The sequence below is a fragment of the Corallococcus sp. CA047B genome (assembly GCF_003612065.1).
GTDB lineage: Bacteria > Myxococcota > Myxococcia > Myxococcales > Myxococcaceae > Corallococcus > Corallococcus praedator.
This window is the reverse complement of record NZ_RAWD01000101.1, coordinates 1-17,628: the sequence shown is the minus strand read 5'-3', so window position 1 is coordinate 17,628 and position 17,628 is coordinate 1. Positions and strand designations below refer to the sequence as shown.

9 protein-coding genes are annotated in these 17,628 nt (G+C 71.6%); 3 read left to right on the top strand and 6 right to left on the bottom strand.

Annotated features, from left to right (window positions below; genetic code table 11):
- The first annotated feature begins 157 nt into the window (after positions 1-157).
- The gene (gene mfd, locus D7X74_RS17545; protein ID WP_120534115.1) at positions 158-3,739 is read left to right on the top strand and encodes a transcription-repair coupling factor; all 3,582 of its coding nucleotides are present in this window, start codon (positions 158-160) and stop codon (positions 3,737-3,739) included.
- Between the two features lie 4 nt (positions 3,740-3,743).
- On the opposite strand, the gene argE is transcribed toward mfd, so the two are convergent.
- From argE to D7X74_RS17520, 5 genes are all read right to left on the bottom strand, one after another.
- Entirely contained in the window at positions 3,744-4,886 is a 1,143-nt protein-coding gene (argE, locus tag D7X74_RS17540; RefSeq protein WP_120534114.1) for an acetylornithine deacetylase, read from the bottom strand.
- Positions 4,887-4,952: 66 nt separating this feature from the next.
- A complete protein-coding gene (locus tag D7X74_RS17535) occupies positions 4,953-6,401 on the bottom strand; it encodes a hypothetical protein (RefSeq protein ID WP_120534113.1) in 1,449 nt (482 codons plus the stop codon).
- Between the two features lie 176 nt (positions 6,402-6,577).
- On the bottom strand, positions 6,578-8,032 hold the full coding sequence (locus D7X74_RS17530) for a hypothetical protein (RefSeq protein WP_120534112.1): 1,455 nt from the start codon (positions 8,030-8,032) through the stop codon (positions 6,578-6,580).
- 77 nt (positions 8,033-8,109) lie between these two features.
- Positions 8,110-9,492, bottom strand: a complete 1,383-nt coding sequence (gene hutF / locus D7X74_RS17525; protein ID WP_120534111.1) for a formimidoylglutamate deiminase — start codon at positions 9,490-9,492, stop codon at positions 8,110-8,112.
- A gap of 63 nt (positions 9,493-9,555) precedes the next feature.
- On the bottom strand, positions 9,556-10,041 hold the full coding sequence (locus tag D7X74_RS17520) for a DUF2383 domain-containing protein (RefSeq protein WP_120534125.1): 486 nt from the start codon (positions 10,039-10,041) through the stop codon (positions 9,556-9,558).
- Positions 10,042-10,307: 266 nt separating this feature from the next.
- On the opposite strand from D7X74_RS17520, the gene ligD reads away from it, so the two are divergent.
- Positions 10,308-12,878 (top strand): DNA ligase D, encoded by a 2,571-nt coding sequence (ligD, locus tag D7X74_RS17515; protein WP_233602146.1) that lies wholly within the window; start codon positions 10,308-10,310, stop codon positions 12,876-12,878.
- Positions 12,879-12,954: 76 nt separating this feature from the next.
- On the top strand, positions 12,955-13,899 hold the full coding sequence (locus tag D7X74_RS17510; RefSeq protein ID WP_120534109.1) for a DMT family transporter: 945 nt from the start codon (positions 12,955-12,957) through the stop codon (positions 13,897-13,899).
- Positions 13,900-13,908: 9 nt separating this feature from the next.
- On the opposite strand, the gene D7X74_RS17505 is transcribed toward D7X74_RS17510, so the two are convergent.
- A complete protein-coding gene (locus D7X74_RS17505) occupies positions 13,909-17,613 on the bottom strand; it encodes a VCBS repeat-containing protein (RefSeq protein ID WP_120534124.1) in 3,705 nt (1,234 codons plus the stop codon).
- Between the last annotated feature and the right edge of the window lie 15 nt (positions 17,614-17,628).

The window sequence follows — 17,628 nt, the reverse complement described above, 5'->3', positions numbered from 1 at the left end:
CCATGTCCGGGACCTTCCAGGTCCCGGACGTGGGGTGCGCCTCCCCGGTCAGCGGCCGTCCTGTTTCGCGGCCACATGACAGGCGTTCAGCATCCGGCGTTGATTTGGGGCAGGCGGCACCCTAATTAGCCACGAGGGCCCCACCCCGGGCCCACGCATGGACACCTCCCCTCCTCCCAAGTCGGATGGCTCGCCGTGGCCCGGTGGCACTCCTCCCTCCGGTGACGCCTTCGCGCGGCTGCTGGCCTCCCTCCACGTCGGACGTCGCACGCGCACGCAGGGCGTGAAGGGCGCGGCGCGCGGGCACCTGCTCGCCCGCTTGCACCGTTCACTCCAGGCCCCGCTGGTGTGCGTGGCCGTGGATGAAGAGGCGGCGGACGCGCTCGCGCACGACCTGGCCTTCTTCCTGGGCGGCACCGGCAGCCTGCTGGAGCCGCGCGTGCTGCGGCTGCCCGCGGATGAAGTGCTGCCGTACGACGAGCTGTCCCCCGAAGCGGGCCCCATCACGGAGCGGCTGGGCGCGCTGTTCCACCTGGCGCGCGGCACGCCCTTCCCCGCGCTGGTGCTGTCCGTGCGCGCGCTGCACCGCCGCGTGCTGCCGCTGGCCGTGATGGCGCAGCTGGCCCAGCGCGTGGAGGTGGGCCAGGACTTCGACCGCGACACGCTGGCGCGGAAGCTGGCGCTGATGGGCTACCAGAACAGCCCGCTGGTGGAGGACAAGGGCACCTTCAGCGTGCGTGGCGGCCTGCTGGATGTCTTCAGCCCGCTGTACGAGCGGCCGGTGCGCCTGGAGTTCTTCGGGGACACCATCGAGTCCATCCGCGTCTTCGACCCGGAGTCGCAGCGCACGGTGGACGCGCTCAAGGCCGTGGACCTGGTGCCCGCGCGCGAGCTGCTCCTCACCGACGACACGCGCCCGCGCGCCGAGGCCGCCGCCCGCGCCGTCGCCGACCGCATCAACCTGCCCACCATCAAGCTGCGCGAGCGGCTGGAAGCGCTGCGCGAGGGCCTGCCCGGCTTCGGCCTGGAGGGCCTGCTGCCCGGCTTCTTCGAGGGCGGGCTCGTCACGGTGTTCGACTACCTGCGCGCCTGGGCCCCGGAGCCCGTCGTCTACCTGGACGACCCGGTGGGACTGGACCGCACCCTGGACGAACTCTGGGGAGAGCTGGCCCGGGGCGTGGCGGAGGCCGACGCCCGGCAGGACCTGAGCTATCCGCCGGAGCACCACTTCCTGTCACGCGAGGACGTGGCCGCTCGGCTCCAGGCCCTGCGCGTGGTGGAGGGCGGAGGGCTGTCGCTCACGCAGACCGACGTCCCCGTCGCCTTCAGCTTCGGCACGACGCAGGACCTGCGCGAGGCCATCCTCGCGCACCATGGCGAGGAGGGCGCGCTCACGCCGCTGGTGGAGCGGCTGCAGCGCTGGCGCGACACCGGCGTGGCGTGCGCGGTGGCGTGCGGAACGCTGAGCCAGGCGGACCGGCTCAAGCGGCTGCTGTTGGACCGGTCGGTGATGGTGAAGGTGCACACCGAACCGATGGCGGACCCCGCGAAGCTCTACGAGCCCGCGGTGTGGGCGCACCTGTTCACCGGCGAGGTGAGCCACGGGTTCGTGGACGCCGAGGGCCGGCTGGCGGTGCTCGCGGACGAGGAGATCTTCGGCGTCCGCTCCCGCCGCCGCGTGAAGCGCAGCAAGAAGCTGGATGCGTTCGCCGCGGGCTTCAAGGACCTGAAGGAAGGCGACCTCATCGTCCACACCGACTTCGGCATTGGCCGCTACGCGGGCCTGACGAAGATGGAGGTGCAGGGCGTTCCGGGGGACTTCCTCGTCCTGGAGTACGCGGGGCGCGACAAAATCTACCTGCCGGTGGGCCGCATGCGGCTCATCCAGAAGTTCACGGGTGGCGACCCGGAGACGGTCCAGCTGGACAAGCTGGGCACGACGAGCTGGGAGAAGACGAAGAAGCGCGTCAAGGAGCAGCTGCTCAAGATGGCGGCGGAGCTGTTGCAGATGGCCGCCGCGCGCAAGGCGCACCCCGGCTACGCGTTCCAGCCCCCGGACCGGTACTACGCCCAGTTCGAGGCGGACTTCGAGTTCGAGGAGACGCCCGACCAGGCGAAGGCCATCGAGGACGTGCTCGCGGACATGCAGAAGGCGCAGCCGATGGACCGGCTCGTCTGCGGCGACGTGGGCTACGGCAAGACGGAGGTGGCGATGCGCGCCGCCTTCAAGGCCACCCTGGACCGCAAGCAGGTGGCGGTGCTGGTGCCCACCACGGTGCTGGCGCAGCAGCACTTCCACTCGTTCAAGAAGCGCTTCAAGGACTACCCCGTCACGGTGGAGGTCATCTCCGGCATCCGCAAGCCGCCGGAGGTGCGCGACATCCTCAAGCGCGCCAAGGAGGGCCGGGTCGACATCGTCATCGGCACGCACAAGCTGCTGGCGGGCGAGGTGGCCTTCAAGGACCTGGGGCTGCTCGTGGTGGACGAGGAGCAGCGCTTCGGCGTGAAGCAGAAGGAAGCGCTCAAGCGGCTGCGCACGCAGGTGGACGTGCTGACGCTGACGGCCACGCCCATCCCCCGCACGCTGCACATGAGCATGTCCGGCGTGCGCGACATGAGCATCATCGCCACGCCGCCGCAGGACCGGCGGGCCATCCGCACCTTCGTGATGAAGTACGACGAAGGCCTCATCAAGGAGGCCGTGGAGCGCGAAATCGCCCGCGGCGGCCAGGTCTTCTTCGTGCACAACCGCGTGGAGTCGCTGGCCTCCATGGAGCGCGACCTGCGCAAGCTGATGCCGCACGTCTCCATCGGCGTGGCGCACGGGCAGATGGCCGAAGGGCAGCTGGAGAAGGTGATGCTGGCCTTCACCGAGCACAAGTACCAAGTGCTGCTGTGCACCAGCATCATCGAGAGCGGCATCGACATCTCCAGCGCCAACACGATGATCGTCGACCGCGCGGATCAGTTCGGACTCGCGCAGCTCTACCAGCTGCGCGGACGCGTGGGCCGCAGCAAGGAGCGCGCGTACGCGTACCTGCTGGTGCCCACGCGCCGTCCGGTGACGAAGGACGCGCAGCGCCGGCTGGAGGTGCTCCAGAACTTCACCGAGCTGGGCGCGGGCTTCTCCATCGCCAGCCATGACCTGGAGATCCGCGGCGCGGGCAACCTGCTGGGCGAGAAGCAGTCAGGCGCCATCGCGGAGATCGGCTTCGACCTGTACGCGCAGCTGATGGAGGAGGCGGTGGCGGAGCTGCAGGGCCAGCCGCCCAAGGTGCACGTGGAGCCGGACATCAACCTGCCCATGCCCGCCCTCATCCCCGACGACTACGTGGCGGACGTGCACCAGCGGCTGGTGTTCTACAAGCGCTTCAGCCAGGCCGGCCACCCGGACGAAGTGACGGACCTGCGCGCGGAGCTGGTGGACCGCTACGGCGAGGCCCCCGACGAGGTGGACGCCCTCTCCGAGGTGACGCTCCTCAAGATCGACATGCGCGAGCTGCGGCTGCGCGCGCTGGAGGGCGGCCCCAACCGCCTGTCGATGGCGCTGGGCGCGGACGCGCTGCTGGACGGCGCGAAGGTGGCCGCCCTGGTGCAGCGCTCCAAGGGCTTCTACCGGCTCACCCCGGACATGAAGCTCATCGCCCGGCTGCCCCCGGAGGCCAAGGGGCACGCGATGCTGGCGGAGGCGCACAAGATGCTGCGCGACCTGGGCACCTGCGCGCTGCCCCGGCACTGACGCTTCAGCGCCCGGCGCAGAAGCGGGCCACCGCGCGCGTGAGGGCGTCCTCGCAGCGCACCAGGTCCTCCATGGGGACGAACTCCCCCGTCTGGTGCGCGACGCGGATGTCGCCGGGGCCGAACACCACGGCCTCCGCGCCCAGCTCCGTGAGCTGCGGGGCTTCCGTGCCGAAGGACACCGTTTCGGACGCGTTGCCGCTGACCTCCTCCAGGAAGCGCACCACGTCCGCGTCGCCCCGCGTGTGGACGCCCCGGTCCATGCGCAGCACCTTGATGCGCGCCTCATAGGCGGGCTCGTCGCGCGTGAGCTCCTGGCGGATGTGCTCCAGCAGCTCCGGGACGCGCTCCGTGGACTGGCCGGGGATGGGGCGCCACTCCACGGTGAAGCGGCAGGAGCCGGGCAGGACGTTCTTCGCCTTGCCGCCCTGGATGAGGCCCACGTTCACCGTGGTGAAGGGGGGCTGGAAGCCCTCGTCGCGGTCCTCGCGCAGCACGGTGTTCGCCAGCGTCTCCAGCCGTTGCAGGAAGCGGCCGGCGCGGAAGATGGCGGACGCGCCCAGCTCCGGGTACGCGCTGTGGCCCTCCTTGCCCAGCACCTCCACCTCCGCCAGGCAGTAGCCCTTGTTGGCGCGCACCGGGATGAGGCGCGTGGGCTCGCCGACGATGGCGTGCCGCGCGCGGCCCAGGCCCGCCGCCACCAGCTTCTTCGCGCCCACGAGGCCGACCTCTTCGTCGGCGGTGAGGATGACGAGCAGCGGGGAGCTCAGCGCCGGCAGGTCCTTGCGCGTGGCCGCGTGCAGCGCGCAGGCGATGAAGCCCTTGGTGTCGCACGCGCCGCGGGCGTACAGCTTGCCGTCGCGCTCGGTGAGGCGCAGCGCGTCCGTCCAGGCCGTGTCGTAGGGCACGCAGTCGGAGTGGCCCACCAGCGCCAGCGCCGCCCGGTCCGCGTCCCCCTTGCGCGCGACCAGGTTCACCTTCGCCACGCCCGCGTCGTCGGTGTAGTGCTGACGCTCGGCGGTGAAGCCCGCGGCCTCCAGCCGCGTCTGGGCGTAGTCGATGAGGGGCGCGTTGGGGCGCGAGGACGTGGTGTCCAGCGCCACCAGTTCCGCCAGGGTGGCCCGCAGCGCGGGCAGCGTGTCGCTCATGGGATGGCCTCCAGTCAGGCCACCTGCATGCCACCGCCCGCGCCGTGATGCCAGTCTGGCCGTGCTTCAGCGTCGCGAGGACGCCATCACCTTCGCGTCCCCCGCCCTCGGGAACACCGAGTTGTCATTCGCACCCGGCCGCCCCATTCCCCGGGCGATGGCCGGCTCCGACGCGCTCACCCGGCCCACGTAGAACACCCCGTGGTAGCCCTCCTCGTTGGGCGAGTCCCAGACGTGCACGAAGAAGCGGTCCCCGTTGTCCTTCCCCTTCGTCTCCTTCACGCCGCAGTCCAGCTTGCCCACCCGCTTGTCCGCCGCGCAGATCCACGCCGACCCGCTGTTGTACGCCATGTCCAGCGACAGGACGTTCTTCAACTGCGCCTTCAAGAGCCGGCCCATCGGCTGGTACTGCTTGTCCCACGGCAGGCCCTGCGCGGTGCGCGGGTGGATGTTGCCGCTCACCACCAGGTGGAAGCGCCCCGGCCCCGCCTTCACCTGGCTGAGCACCGTCTGGGCGAGCGCGTCCTCGCGCTTCTGGCCCGACAGCTTCGGGTGGTCGTAGACGAAGGCCTCCACATCCAGGCCGCGCGCACGCAACAGCCGCAACTGCTCCAGCATGTTCGCCACCGCCTCACTGCCGCGCCCGTCCGGATACGGGCTGCGCCAGAACGGGGCCTCCATCAACTTGAGCCAATCCTCTTCGGTGCCCTCGCTCTTCACGAAGGCGGTGACGCGCTCCCCGTTCTCCACCGGCAGCTCCAGCCCCACCGACACGGGCGTTCCCGACGTGGTGAGCTGGCAGACCGACTGCGCGATGAAGCGCGGCACCTCCTGCGTGCCGTGCAGCTCCCCCAGCAGCATCACCCCACCCGCCTTCGCGCGGGCCTTCAGGCCGATGATGTCCTGACCGCACTCGGTGAACGCGGCCGGGGTCCTGGCCTGGGACGCCTGGGCCACCCTCTGGGCGGTGGTGGCCTCCTGCTGCTTCGCGAGCTGGGGCGCGATGGAGCGGAACACGCGCCACTCCATGTGCAGGTCCCGGTGGCCCTGGGCCGAGTCCACGTAGAAGGCGTTCTCCCCCTGGGGGAAGGCCAACCGGGCCTCGTCGTCCTCCGGGCTGAGCCCCGCCGCGCCGCCCCGCGAGAAGGACTGGCCCCAGGCGAGATCGCGGCCCGGCGCCATGAGCGTCTTGTTCACGCTCTTCGTGACGCGGATGACCCACAGCTTGCTCTTGGTGGGGGCCTCCTGCTTGCCGATGACGAGGTAGCGATGCCAGTAGCCCGAAATCTTCGAGCCCCCGAACTCCTGCTTCCAGTCCGTCTCCAGCACGCGGCTGCCCCGGTCCTCGCGGTAGGGCAGGTTCGCGTCCGTGAAGTACTCCCGCACGGACGGCCACATCTCGCTCAGGGGCACGTCGTAGACGGCCTCGTAGTCCGGGGTCTCCGGCTCCTGACGCCCGGCGCACCCCGCCGCGAGAACCAACGCCATCCACCCCATGAGCCATGTCGAACGCATTTCGAGACCCCTCCCTGCGGCGATTCCAGGATGAAGAGAGAACGCGAACCGGCGCGAAACGTATCGGCGGAGTTCCTGGGGGCCCGCCCCCGAGCAATGCGGAAGGGCCGTGCGCACCACCGCCTCCGGTGACGCACACGGCCCCTGTGTTCCACGGGCGGCTGGGGGTACGGGTGCTACAGGCCTTGCATGGACCCCGTCGGCTCGGGCGCGGCGTCCGACGGCCGTCCCAGCCCCTTGTCGATGGCCGGCTCCGACGCGCTCACCGGGCCCACGTAGAACACCCCGTGGTAGCCCTCCTTGTTGGGCGAGTCCCAGATGTGCACGAAGAAGCGGTCCCCGTTGTCCTTCCCCTTCGTCTCCTTCACGCCGCAGTCCAGCTTGCGGCCCTGCTGATCCGCCGCGCAGATCCACGCCGACCCGCTGTTGTACGCCATGTCCAGCGACAGGACGTCCTTCAGCTGTGCCTTCAGCAACCGGCCCATCGGCTGGTACTTCTTGTCCCACGGCAGGCCCTGCGCGGTGCGCGGGTGGATGTTGCCGCTCACCACCAGGTGGAAGCGTCCCGGCCCTGCCTTCACGTGGCCGAGCACCGTCTGGGTGAGCGCATTCTCGCGCTGCTGGCCCGACAGCTTCGGGTGGTCGTAGACGAAGGCCTCCACATCCAGGCCGCGCGCACGCAACTGCCGCAGCTGCTCCAGCATGTTCGCCACCGCCTCACTGCCGCGCCCGTCCGGATACGGGCTGCGCCAGAACGGGGCCTCCATCAGCCTGAGCCAGTCCTCCTCCGTGCCCACGCTCTTCACGAAGGTGGTGACGCGCTCCTCGTTCTCCACCGGCAGCTCCAGCCCCACCGACACGGGCGTCCCCGACATGACGAGCTGGCAGACCGCCTGCGCGATGAAGCGCGGCACCTCCTGCGTGCCGTGCAGCTCCCCCAGCAGCATCACCCCACCCGTCTTCGCGCGGGGCTTCAGGCCGATGATGTCCTGGCCGCACTCGGTGAACTCCTGCGGCGCCTGCTTCGCATCCGGGGCGCGGGCCACCTTCTGGGCGGCGGTGACCGGCGCCTCCTTCTTCGCCAGATGCGGTGCGATGCCGCGGAACACGCGCCACTCCATGTGCAGGTCCCGCGTGCCCTGGGCGGAGTCCACGTAGAAGCCATTCTCCCCGCGCGGCATGCTGAACCGGTCCTCGTCATCCTCGATGCTGACGCGGTCTTCCGGCCCCCCGGTTCCAGGCCCCCCCGTGAACAGGCTGCGGTTGATGCCCCAGTCCAGCTCCCTGCCCGCCGGGGCGAGCGTCTTGTTCACGGTCTTCGTGACGCGGACGATCCACAGCTTGCTCTTCGTGGGCGTCTCCCGCTTGCCCATGACGAGGTAGCGGTGCCAGAAGCCCGCGATCTTCGAGCCGCCGAACTCCTGCTTCCACTCCGTCTCCAGCACGCGGCTGCCCTTGTCCTCGCGGAACGGGAGGTTCGCGTTCGTGAAGTACTCCCGCACGGACGGCCACATCTCATCCAGGGGCACGTCGTAGATGGCTTCGTAGTCCGGGGTCTCCGGCTCCTGACGCCCGGCGCAACCCACGACCCAGCCCAACAGCACCAGTGACAACACGATTGTCGAACGCATCCCGTGCCCCCTGCTGAAACCGCTTTCCGAAGCTGTTCAACGCCCAGGCCGCGGGCCCATATCACTCCGCGCCACCCTCACGGGTAGAGGCGCCAGGCAAGCTGCTGGAAGGCCCGGGCGCTCTCGTCCGCCAGGGCATGCCGACCGTCCCGCACCACCCAGCGGCCCGCCACCGCGACCTCGCGCACCGCGCCCGCCGTCGCCCCGAAGACAATGCCCGGCAACAGCGACGCGAGCCCCGCGCCCACCAGCGACGGGTGCCGCAGGTCCACCGTGAAGAAGTCCGCGGGAGCACCCGGCTCCAGCGCTCCCGTGTCCAGGCCCAGGCTGTGCGCCCCCTGCACCGTGGCCATGTCCAGCAGCCGCGCCGCCAGTCCGTCCAGCGTGCCCGTCCCCGGATCCAGCACCGCCCGGCGCAGCCGCACCAGCCGCAGGTGCTGCTCCAACTGCCGAGCCTCGTCCAGCAGGTCCACCGCCGTCTGGCTGTCCGAGCCCAGGCTCACGCGCGCCCCGGCGCGGACCAGCGCGTCCGCCGGCACGATGCCATCCCCCAGGTTGCGCTCCGTGGACGGACACGCGCACACCGTGGCCTCCGCCCGGCCGAGCAGTTGCACCTCCTCGTCCGTCAGGTGCACGCCGTGCACCGCCGTGAAGCGCCCTCCCAGCAGGCCCAGGTCCGCCAGCAGCTCCACCGGACGACGGCCGTGCTCCGCCAGACACGCTTCAATCTCCTTGGGCTGCTCCGCCACGTGCATGTGGATGGGCATGCCCGCTGGCGCGTCGCGCTCCACGCGGACCAGCCAGTCCTTCGACACCGCGCGCACGCTGTGCGGCGCCAGCCCCACGTTCACCCGCGCATCGCCGCGCACCGCCCGCGCCAGGGCCTCCGTGGTGGACAGGAACGTGTCCACGTCCGGGTCGATGAAGCGGCGCTGGCGCGGATTCGCGGCCACGTTGAAGCCCGCCCGCGCGTAGCCCACCCGCAGCAGGCAGATGCGCAGGCCCACGTCGGTGGCCGCGCGGATGACCGCGTGCGCCAGCTCGTTGCGGTCCGCGTAGGGCGTCCCGTCCGACTGGTGGTGCACGTAGTGGAATTCGCCCACCGCGGTGATGCCCGCGAGCGCCATCTCCACGAACACCTGCCGCGAGGCGACGTAGACCTCCTCCGGCGTCAGGGCCTCCGCGGCGCGGTACATCGCCTCGCGCCAGGACCAGAAGTCGTCCTGTCCACGGCCCGAGGCCACGTACTCGGTGCGCCCCCGGATGAGCCGCTGGAACGCGTGCGAGTGGCCGTTGACGAGCCCCGGCAAGAGCGCGCGTCCCGGAAGCCGCTCCACGCGAGCGCCCTCCGGCACCGCGTCCAGCACGCGTCCGTCCGCGCCCACCGCCAGCGCGCGGCCTTCCTGGAACCGACCTTCCACGAAGAGGAAGTCGGGTTGATAGACAGTGATGTCGCTCACGCGGGGCAGCCTATGTCAGCCCCTGGAGGACCGCAGCAGCGGAAGGCCGGTGGCCCTTGCGGGTCAGGCCCCCAGCTCGGCGCCTTCCATGAAGGGGACGCGGCCTTCCACCCACGGGCGGGTGCGCGCCGCGTCGCGGATCCACGTGCCGTGGCGCCGCTCGTCCTCGCGGTGCTGCCGGATGAGGACCTTCACCTCCGGGGTCCACTCGAACTGGAGCGCCAGCTCGTAGGCCCGGTCGAACAGCTCCTCGTTGCCGAGCATGGCCCAGAGCGTGGCCTCCGTGCCCATCAGGCCCGTCATCGCCGTCAGGCCCTTCATGGCGGAGCCCTTCAGGTCCGAGCGCAGCGCCACCGGCGCCCCGCCCAGGTCGCGGATGAGCGTGTTCAGGTCCTGCACGTGGCGCAGGTGGTCCGCGCGGAAGCTGTTGAGGCGCTCGCGCACCAGGGGATGCGGGATGCGCGAGATGGCCACGTCGTAGGCCCCGACGGCATCGGCATCGAGTTGGGCCAGGCTGTGCAGACGGGCCACTTCGGACTTGTCGGCCATGGGCGCCTCCTCCATGCGAGTGCAAACGCCTCGACAATGTGGAGGGTCCTCCTCCCGGAACCAACCGCCCTGCCGACCACCCATCGGCCCATCGCCCCCAGGGCAGGCGGACGACCCTCATGAGTCCTCCGCATGGAGGACGGGCCTTGCACACCGGGGCCTCGCGACTCGCTGGACGCATGGGGAGCAGAGCGCCTGCCCTCCTGGCCGCCCTCCAACCGCCACGGGGAATTGCACCACCCAGGTCCGGTGAAGAGCGTTGGAGCGTGAAGACCTCCGAGACAGAGAAGCGCTTGCAGCGCTACCGCACGAAGCGCGACTTCCTGCGCACGCCCGAGCCGGCCCCGGAGGCGGAGGCGCCGACGTCGGGCGCCCCCGTCTTCGTGGTGCACAAGCACGACGCCACCCGGCTTCACTACGACCTGCGCCTGGAGATTGGCGGCGTGTTGGTGAGCTGGGCCATTCCCAAGGGGCCCAGCCACGACCCCGCGCAGAAGCGGCTCGCGGTGCGGACCGAGGACCACCCGCGCTCCTACGCGGACTTCGAGGGCCACATCCCGGATGAGCAGTACGGCGGGGGCGATTCGCTGCTCTGGGAGTCCGGCACCTTCGAGACGGTGCCCCCGGGCCAGGCCAAGGCGCAGCTCGCGCGCGGGCACCTGGAGGTCGTGCTGCACGGCCAGAAGCTCCAGGGGCGCTGGCACCTCATCCGCACCCGCCCTCGTGGCGGCAAGGCCCAGTGGCTCTTCTTCAAGGCGAAGGATGAGGAGGCGCGGACCGACTACGACGTCACCGTCGAAAGGCCCGAGTCCGTGAAGAGCGGCCAGGTGGAGACGCGCGGACCGCGCAAGCCGGGGGTGCTGCGCAAGAGGCCCGTGGCCCCTTCGCGCCTGGCGCGGGTCGCGCCATCGAAGCCGCGGCGGCCTCCCGCGACGCCGCAGAAGCTGCTCGAACGGGTGTGGCCGCCCATGCTGGCGCGGCTGGCGGTGCCGGATGAAGCGCACGACGACACGCATGCCTACGAGGTGAAGTACGACGGCTTCCGCGCGGTGTTCGCCCTCACGCGCGACAAGATTGCCTTCCAGAGCCGCAGGGGCAACGACCTGTCGAGCCGCTTCGGACGGCTCACCGCCTCGCTGCGCACCCTGCCCGCGACCGACGTGGTGGTGGACGGAGAGGTCATCGCGCTCGACGACAAGGGCCGCTCCAACTTCCAGCTCCTCCAACACACGGAGGCAGGCGCGGAGCAGCGCTTCGTGGTGTTCGACGTGCTGTGGTTGAACGGCGAGGACCTGCGGGGACTGCCCTACGTGGAGCGCCGCGCGCGGTTGGAGAAGCTGATGGCCACCGTCGAGCTGCCGCTCCAGCTCTCCGAGCGGTTGGACCTGCCGCTGTCGCGCGCGTTGATGGAGGCGCGGCGCAAGGGGTGGGAGGGCGTCATCGCCAAGCGCAGGGACTCGACCTACACGGGCACGCGCTCCGGGGACTGGCTGAAGCTGAAGGTGGTCGCGGGCCAGGAGGTCGTCATCCTGGGCTACCTGCCCATCAAGAACGCCCGGGCCCGGTCGGAGATTGGCGCGCTGCGCGTTGGCGTCCGGGGCGAGGGCGGCTTCCGCGACGTGGGCAAGGTGGGCACCGGCTACACCGCCGAGGACCGCCGCGAGCTGCGCTGGTTGCTGGACGCCACGCGCTCGAAGAAGCCGGCCGCCGTGGATGCGCCCACGAACACGCAGACCGTCTGGGTGAAGCCGAAGTACGTGGCCCAGGTGCGGTTCACGGAGTGGACCCGCGATGGCCGCCTGCGCCACCCCGTCTTCCAGGGCCTGCGCAGCGACAAGCGGCCCCGGGACGTCGTGCGCGAACACCCCGCGCCCACGGAGAGCCCCCGCACCACGAAGGGCACCCGGCGCGCACCGGCCCAGGCCTCCGCGCGCACCGCGACGGCTCCGGTGAAGGCTTCGGGCAGGACGAGCTCGAAGAAGCCCGACGCGGAGGCGCTGCTCACGCACGGCGACCGCGTGCTGTTCCCCGACACCTGCCTCACGAAGGCGGACGTGTTCGGCTACTACCGGGACGTGGCGCCGCTGCTGGTGCCCGTGCTCGCGGACCGGCCCCTGGCCCACCAGCAGTGGCCCGCGGGCATCGCGGCCCCGGGCTTCTTCCGGCATGAGCTGTCCGGCATCCCCTCCTGGATGCCCACGCTGCGCGTGCGCCACGAAGGCAAGTCCCTGCGCCACGTCAACGTGAAGGACGCGGATGCACTGCTGTGGCTCGCCAACCAGTCCGCGCTCACCCTGCACATGTGGCTGAGCCACGCGCCCCGGCTGGCGCAGCCGGACTTCGTGGTGTTCGACCTGGACCCCGGCACCGGCGGCTGGAAGGACCTGGTGAAGGTGGCCAGGCGCCTGCACGCCCGCCTGGACGCGCTGGGCCTCCAGTCCTTCCCGAAGACGTCCGGCAAGCGGGGCCTGCACGTGCTGGTGCCCCTGGCCCCGGGGCACACCTACGCGCGCGCCCAGGCGTTCGCGAACGCACGGGCGGCCGAGCTGGAGGAGGCCCTGGGCGACATCGCCACCACGGAGCGCTCCATCAACAAGCGGGGCGGCCGGCTCTACCTGGACGTGGGACAGAACGCGCGCGGCAAGACGGTGGTGGCGCCCTACTCCCTGCGCGCCGTGGAGGGAGCGCCGTTCTCCGCGCCACTCGACTGGAGCGAAGTGACAGCCCGGTTGGACCCGCACCGCTTCCGTCTGAAGACGCTGCGCAGGCGCCTGGACGCCGTGGGGGACCTGTTCGCGCCCGTGCTGAGCCTGAAGCAGACGCTGCCCGGGGAGTGAGCCGCCGGCTGACGCGCCGCGCCCTGAACGGATGTTTCGCCAAAGCGGTGGGGCGCGTGCTACTGCCCGCGCCGCCATGTCGTCCGTCACCGCAGTGAGCACCGCCGCGAAGTCCGCGCCGCGTTGGAAGATCGCCGTCGCCTACGCCATCTGCTTCCTCACCTGGGGCTCCACCTGGGCCGTCGTGAAGGTGGGGCTGGAGGACCTGCCGCCCCTGCGGTTCGTGGGCACGCGCATGCTCATCGCCGGGGTGGCGCTGCTGCCCTTCGCCCGCTCGCGCGGCGCGACGCTGGGCGGCGGCACCGGGTGGCGCATCGCGGGGATTGGCGTGCTCCAGTTGGCGGTGCCCTTCGGGCTGCTCTTCGTGGCGCAGCAGTGGATTCCGTCGAGCTGGTCCGCGCTCCTCTTCTCCACCTTCCCCGTGTGGCTGCTGCTGGTGGGCCGCGTGCTGCTGCCGGATCAGCCGCTCACGCCGCAGAAGCTCTTCGCGGCGGTCCTGGGACTGACGGGCGTGGTGGCGCTCCAGCACCAGGAGCTGGTGTCGCTGAGCCTGTCCGCGCAGGTGCTGCTCGGGTGCGGGATGACGCTGGGCGCGGCGTCGGTGGTGGCGGTGGCCAACGTGCTGGTGCGCCAGCACATGACGCACGTGCCGCCCCACCTGCTCACGCTGGTGCAGACGCTGAGCAGCGCGGTGCTGCTCTTGGGCGCCTCCGCGCTGTTGGAGTGGAACCAGCCGGCGCACTGGACGCCCCGGGCCCTTGGCGCGCTGCTGTACCTGGCGCTGGGCGGGACGGTCATCACCTACCAGTGCCTGTACTGGCTCCTGCCGCGCATCTCGCTGGCGGCCCTGGGCGCGATGGCGCTCCTGGACACGCTGGTCGCGGTGACGCTGGGCGTGGCGCTCTTGGGCGAGCCGCTCACGCCGTCGCTCCTGGCGGGCGGCGTGCTCATCCTCACCGCGGCGGCCATCGCCAACCGCGAGCCTCCGGAGGCGAAGGTGCCTCCGGAAGCGTCGGCGTAGCGCCCGACCTCAGAACGGCAGCGGCAGGGCGAACGCGGTGCCGTTCTGCGTGCCGGTGCGGTAGCTCTTCGGCGCGCCGATGACGACGGTCGGCGGCGAGCCTCCGCTGCCGGGGACGACCGCGAGCGACTGGCCCAGCGAGCTGCGCTCGGAGCCGTCCCCCACCACCAGGACGAACGGGGACAGCGCGCCCTGCGACTTCGGGCCACCGGCGAAGAGGAACGCCGCGCCTTCGCCATCCGACGCCACCGACGCGCCCGGCGCGCCCACCCACAGGTCCGGCACGCCATCGCCGTTCAGGTCCTTGCCGCCCGCCAGCGACGCGCCGAAGCCCACCGCGCGCGCGCGGTACGTCACCGTCAGCGGCTTCAGGTCCGCGGTGCCGAAGGCGGCCACCAGCTGCTCCCCGGAGGCGGGCCGCAGCGCGTTGAGCTCCGCCACGTTGAAGAGCAGCACCGCCGGCTGGCTCACGCCCTCCACCAGGAAGTTGTTGGCCGTCACCGCGATGAAGTCCCGCGTGTCCCCCAGGAAGCGGCCCGCGCGCGTGCTGGCCACGCCCAGGTTGATCATGTTGAGCGACACCTCGCCGTCACCCGCGATGCGCACCATGGACGCGGCCGTCCGCCCACCGCAGCGGGTGCCGCCCGCGTCGTAGCCGTAGAGCACCACCACGCCGGAGCGCGAGCCGTCCGAGTAGCGCCACGCGACCTCGTCGCAGCCGTCCCCGTTCAGGTCGCCCAGCGACGCGGGCGCGGTGGTCTGCTGCACGGAGGTGGGCCAGGAGTAGACGGGGTCGCACGCGAGGGTGAGCTTCGCGAGCGAGGCATCCTCCGGCGCTCGGCCCAGGAACAGGTCGAAGCCCCTGTCGCGCAGCACGGCCAGGTCCTGCTTGCCGTCGCCGTTGAAGTCGAAGCCGCCCGCCACGCCCCGCCCCAGGGTGGCGCGCTTGCAGCTGGCGGCCGCGGGGTCCGCGCAGCCGGCGATGACGTTCGGCGCGAACACGCGGAAGCCCGGCTTGAAGGTGCCGTCCGCCTGCCCCATGGACACCAGGAGTCCCCCCTGCGACTGGGTGCCCGCCGCCATGCACGTGGTCGAGGTGTAGATGTCCCGGTCGCCCGCGGGAGAACCCGTGCCCGGGATGACCAGGCCCGTGGCGCCCGCCACCATGTCCGGACGCCCGTCGCCGTTGAAGTCCGTGAACGCCACGTCCACGCCCACGTTGCGTCCGCCCACCCACGGAGCGCTCGCGCCCTCGCCGGCCACCGTGGCCTCCGTGGGCTTCGCCGTGTCGAACGTGTACGCGCGGCCCACGTTGAGGTCGTTGCCGTCGCCGTTGGGGCCCGGACCGGAGAAGCCCTGCGCGCCCACCACCGCCATCACGCGGGTGCCCAGCCGGGTCACCGCCACCGACTCACCGAAGCGCTCCATGCTGGCCTTCGTCGTCACCTCCAGGCCACTGCGCGCCCACTCGGCCAGCGTCCCGCCCGCCTTCTGGAAGACGTCCACGCGTCCGGTGAAGGCGCCCTGCGCGGAGGAGGCCCGGCCGGAGAAGCCCGCCAGCACCGTGCCCGAAGGCAACGGCCACGCCACCAGGCCCGAGCCCAGCACCTCCGCCTTCGCCGCGCCGCCCAGCGCCACCTGCGGCTTGTTCTGCACGCTGCCCTTCGCGAGCGTGGCCAGCGGGAACACCAGCACCTTGCCCGCGTTGCCCAGCGACGTCGTGCCCGACATGGCCGTCGCGTACGGCGCGCCCAGCAGCAGCTCCGGTCCCGCCGCGCCATCCACGTCCATCACCGTCCAGCTCCGGGTCGCGGTGATGCTGCGCGCGTCGCCGTAGAGCCGTCCGAAGGCGTCCGCCAGCGGCACCTTCACGGGCTTCCCCGCCGGGTCTCCCGAAGGCGTGTTCCCGCGCAGATCGAACAGGAACGCGCCGCCCGCGTCCACCTGCGCCGCCACGCCGCCCACCTTGCTCAGGTCCGGCGAGTCCGCCCTGTCCGCCATCACCAGCAGCAGCGGAGGACGGCTGCCTTCACCGGCAATCGCGCCCAGGCGCCACGTGCCCTCGTTGTTCAGCGTCTCCACGGCGGTGTTGGACGGCATGACGTACAGGTCCGCGGTGGGACGGAAGCGCGGCGCGGCGTCGCGCGCGAAGTACACGGCCACGCCCATCTGCTGGCCGTCGGTGGTGCCGTCCGCCTTGTAGCGGGTCAGCTTGCTGAGCGACGCCAGGTCCGGGCGGCCGTCGTCGTTGAGGTCCGCCACCACGATGGCGCGCCCCAGCTCCGTGTTGCTGCGCAGCTCGAAGCTGCCATCCACCTTCAGGTCCTGTCCGCCCAGGCGCACCGCCGGGAGGTCCGGGACGGGCTGGCCCTTGGTGAGCAGGAAGATGTCCACCACGCCGCGCCGGCTGATGCCGGAGAGGCTGGACAGGTCGCCCGCGGGCGAGCCCACGAACAGGTCCAGGTCCCCGTCGCCATCCGCGTCCGCGATGGCCATGCCCGTGCCGAAGCCGCCGCGGCCCAGGCCGGTGAGCGCCGGCCGCAAGAGCGCGGGAGGCTGCCCCGCCTTGAAGGTGTAGAGGTACACGGCGCCCGAGTCGCCGATGGTGACGTCCGCGCCCGGCGACGACACCGCCAGGTCCGCGCGCCCATCGCCGTCCAGGTCGCCCGCGGCCAGCATGTCGCCGAAGAGCGCGCCTTCCGTCTCACCCGCCAGCACCCAGGTGGGCTTCGTGGGCAGGCCGGACGCGCTGCCCTTGTAGACGAACACCGCGCCGCCGGTGGGCCGCGCCAGTTCGCTCTCGCGCTGTCCCACCGCGAGGTCCTGGATGCCGTCACCGTCGAAGTCCGCGGTCACCATCGTGGCCACGTCCGTCAGCCGGCCGTGCGCCAGCAGGGGCCGCGACAGTTCGTCCAGCACGCGCACGGCCACCGGGGCCACATCGCCGGTGAAGCGGTCCCGCGCCTCCAGCGTGATGAGGCCGGCCGCGCCCGCCTCCACCACGATGCGCCCGTTCTTCACCGTGCCGGGTCCGGACTTCTTCGTCCACACCACGCTGTCCGTGCCGCCCGCCGTGCCCAGCGGCGCGGACGCGCCCGACGGCACGCCCAGGTACGGCGGGTCGCCCACCAGCTTCGCGGCCTTGCTCACGGTGTACTGGAGCACCGCCGTGTCGCCGGACCGCTGGTCGCTCACGGTGATGAGGTCCAGCGCCTCCGTCGCGCCGGCCGTGTAGACGCCCGTCTCCGAGAGCGTCCCCCCGGACTTGTTGGAGGTGAGCGTGAAGGAGGGCGTGCCCACCAGTCCGTCGATGACGATCTGGAAGCTCGTGCCCGGCCGCAGCGTGGCCTTCGCGGGCGCGACCCCGAAGCCCGCGATGACCTGCACGCGCACGGAGGCGGAGCCGCCGCACTGCTCGTCCACCACCAGCAGCGTGTCTTGCGCCGGCGTGGCGCCCGCGACGAAGCGGTTGCCGCGCACATCGCCGGAGGAGCCGCCCGCTTCCGCCCTGAAGGTGTAGTGACCGCTGCCGCCCGTGGCCGTCAGCGTGGCCACGCCGCCCGAGCGCACCGTCGTCGGCTCCACGGCCAACGTCATGGCCGCCAGGCCTTCACACGGGCCCACGTAGGGCAGCACCACGGCGGAATCCTGCCCGCCCTGGCAGGCCAGGGTCAGGAGCGCGAAGAGGGGGGTCGCGCGGGTGAAACGCTTCATGGGGGTGGCCTCGGG

Bases quoted from the DNA above. Each gene is read 5' to 3' on its own strand.
- mfd (WP_120534115.1), top strand. From the start codon at position 158: ATGGACACCTCCCCTCCTCCCAAGTCGGATGGCTCGCCGTGGCCCGGT.
- argE (WP_120534114.1), bottom strand. From the start codon at position 4,886: ATGAGCGACACGCTGCCCGCGCTGCGGGCCACCCTGGCGGAACTGGTG.
- D7X74_RS17535 (WP_120534113.1), bottom strand. From the start codon at position 6,401: ATGCGTTCGACATGGCTCATGGGGTGGATGGCGTTGGTTCTCGCGGCG.
- D7X74_RS17530 (WP_120534112.1), bottom strand. From the start codon at position 8,032: ATGCGTTCGACAATCGTGTTGTCACTGGTGCTGTTGGGCTGGGTCGTG.
- D7X74_RS17520 (WP_120534125.1), bottom strand. From the start codon at position 10,041: ATGGCCGACAAGTCCGAAGTGGCCCGTCTGCACAGCCTGGCCCAACTC.
- D7X74_RS17510 (WP_120534109.1), top strand. From the start codon at position 12,955: ATGTCGTCCGTCACCGCAGTGAGCACCGCCGCGAAGTCCGCGCCGCGT.
- D7X74_RS17505 (WP_120534124.1), bottom strand. From the start codon at position 17,613: ATGAAGCGTTTCACCCGCGCGACCCCCCTCTTCGCGCTCCTGACCCTG.